Origin of the sequence: Pseudonocardia halophobica, from assembly GCF_027922425.1 — a bacterium.
GTDB lineage: Bacteria > Actinomycetota > Actinomycetes > Mycobacteriales > Pseudonocardiaceae > Pseudonocardia > Pseudonocardia halophobica.
Window position 1 is genome coordinate 1 of the sequence record NZ_BSFQ01000084.1, and the last position, 2,753, is coordinate 2,753.

The 2,753-nt window shown below is 72.2% G+C and carries 3 protein-coding genes; all 3 read left to right on the forward strand.

The window, feature by feature from the left end; all coding sequences use genetic code 11:
* A partial coding sequence (locus tag PKE99_RS37165) for an aldehyde dehydrogenase family protein (protein WP_271214986.1) occupies window positions 1–476 on the forward strand: 476 nt, incomplete at its 5' end.
* 180 nt (window positions 477–656) lie between these two features.
* Window positions 657–1,121, forward strand: coding sequence for a MarR family winged helix-turn-helix transcriptional regulator (locus tag PKE99_RS37170; RefSeq protein WP_051738400.1), 465 nt, complete (start codon window positions 657–659; stop codon window positions 1,119–1,121).
* 201 nt (window positions 1,122–1,322) lie between these two features.
* Window positions 1,323–1,781, forward strand: a complete 459-nt coding sequence (locus PKE99_RS37175; protein ID WP_037054719.1) for a membrane protein — start codon at window positions 1,323–1,325, stop codon at window positions 1,779–1,781.
* Window positions 1,782–2,753 lie beyond the last annotated feature (972 nt).

Consider the following 2,753-nt stretch of genomic DNA (forward strand, 5'->3'; position numbering starts at 1 on the left):
AGTCGGCGGGCGCCACGCTGGTGGTCGACGGGCGGCAGGGCGAGTTCGACGCGGACGGGGCCGGGTTCTTCGTGGCCCCGACGCTGTTCGACAACGTGACGACCGACATGTCGATCTACACCGACGAGATCTTCGGCCCGGTGCTCTCGGTGGTCCGGGTGGAGACCTACGAGGAGGCCGTGGAGCTGATCAACTCGAACCCGTACGGGAACGGCACGGCGATCTTCACCAACGACGGCGGTGCAGCGCGGCGGTTCCAGAACGAGGTCGAGGTCGGGATGATCGGCATCAACGTACCGGTGCCGGTGCCGATGGCCTACTACTCCTTCGGGGGCTGGAAGAACTCGCTGTTCGGCGACACCCACGCGCACGGTGTCGAGGGCTTCCACTTCTTCACCCGCGGCAAGGTCGTGACCACCCGCTGGCTCGACCCGTCGCACGGCGGCATCAACCTGGGCTTCCCCCAGAACGCCTGATCCGCTCCCACGTCCCGGCACCGTCCGGGACCCGCGGGGCTCCCCGCCGGGCCGACCGATCCCGGGCCCGGCGGGTGACCTCCGCGACGACCGGCCCCGCACCCGTTCCGTGGTGCGGGGCCGGCGGCGTTCTCGGGGCGTCCCGGCCGGACCGGGCGCCCGGGCGGGCATGATGACGCCGTGTCGAGCCCCGCACCGCCCCCTGCCGGACCGCCGGCCGGGCCGGGCGCCGTCGCCGTGCTGCTCGCCACGCTCGGCCGGCGGGTGCGCGAGGAGATCGACACGGCGCTGCGGGCCGAGCAGCTCACGATGCGGCACCTGTCGGCCCTCGGACACCTGGCCCGACGACCGGGGCTCTCCTACAGCGAGCTCGGACGCCGTGCGGGCGTGACGGCCCAGAGCATGCAGGCGACGCTGCGCCAGCTCGAGGAGCGCGGCGCGGTGGAGCGCCGCACCGAACCGGGGCGGGGCCGGGTGGCCGAGCTCCACGTCACACCGGACGGGCGCCGGCTGCTGACCCGGGCGGAGAAGGCAGTCGCCGAGGTCGAACGGGTGATGCTCGCCCCCGTCCCCCGGCCCGAGCGCGCCCTCCTGGCCCGCACCCTCGTGGGAATGCTGGGGCGGCTGGGGGAGGACACCCCCTGATTCGGGCTGCTAGTTTCAGCTCGACTGTAAGTGGATGCCGCCGTGCTCCGGTGAAGCGGGGCCGCGCGGCGGCGTCGGTTTCAGCCGAACTGAAGGGGATGGAGCCCCGATCGTGCCTCCGGGAGGAGGTGCACCGGGACCCGTGTTTCAGCCCCTCTGCAACCCGACCCGGCTTTCTCGAGCCGGAGGAAGGAGACGGATGTGACGGCCGTGCTGCTCTCGGTCCACGTCCTCGCCGCCATCGTGTTCGTCGGACCGGTGACCGTGACCACATCGATGTTCCCGCGGTACGCCCGCGCGGCCCTCGCGGGCGAGGGGCCGGCCGCCCCGGTGACGCTCCTCCACCGCATCAGCCGGGTCTACGCGGTACTCGCGATCGCGGTGCCGGTCTTCGGACTGGGGACCGCTGTGGCGATGGGCGTGCTCGGCGACGCGTGGCTGATCGCCTCCCTCGTCCTCACGGCGATGGCCGCAGCGCTCCTGGGGCTGCGGATCCTCCCGGCGCAGGCCGAGGTGGTGGCCGCCCTCGGCGGAGAGAACGACACCCGCGCGGTGGTGGCCGCGCGGAGGCTGTCGATGACGTCCGGGGTGTTCGCGCTGCTCTGGGCGGTCGTCGTCGTCCTGATGATCGTGCGCCCCGGTTCGACGACGGGGGTCTGAGGTGCTCATGGCCTGCGGGTGGCGGCGGTCGCCGAGGCCGCGTCCCTCGCGCCATCGGGGGGTGGCTCGTGCTGCGCCGCGTAAAGCTGAATTCCCGGTGAACGGAAAGAGCGTCTCCCACCGGCCGCCGCGGAATTGCTCGCCCCCGCGTTCGCGGCGCGTCCGGTGGGAGACGCTCATCCGGTCCAACGCGGCGGAGCGGGACGAGTTGCACGCCCGAACGGGTGGTCCGTCGGTCGCTGCCTGCGACGACGTGTCCACGGATCGCGTTTCCCCGAATTCGATCGAGCGATCGTCGGTGTGGACTCCCGACTTTCCGGGTAGTGATCGCGGTTCGATCACAAGGCGGCGCTCGATATCCGCCGCCCCGGGTCGGTGGAGGTGCTTCCGAAGCAAATGATCGAGAAGTCCCGGGAGGTGTGGCAGCCGGCTCCCGGGTGAGTTCCCGGCGCCGGCCGCGTCGCGCCCTCGTGCGCACGCGTGGGGAGCACCCGAGCCGCCCGGTACCCCCGGCAGCCGGGAGCGGGTCGGGACTTCCTTGGGGGACGCGCCCGTCGCCGGTCGTGCCGCACGAGGGCCGGAGCCCCGCTCGAGGGGCGCAACTCGGCCGATGGACGGGGAGTTGCGCACCGTGAGCGCCGACTCTGGCTCGTCTTCGCAGGTCAGAGCCGGTATCAGCGCTCCTCGGTCGGCGTCGGAACGATCCTCGACGACGAAGTGTGACCGGCGTCATGAACCACGAAATCCGCCGTCAACCCGACCGGCGGCGTCGGGCGCACGTCCCTGACCTGCGGCGATGAGCCGGTTTCGGGGTGGGGGACCCCGGTTTGACCCTCGCCGTCGGCGGGGCGTAACTTTCTCGTCGTCAGCGAGACGCCGGACAGAACGAGCCCCTGAGGTTCGGTCAACAGGCCCGCTGGCCGCCCCCCGAGCCGGACCCCCTGGATCCTTGTGGATCTGAGTGGGTGTACG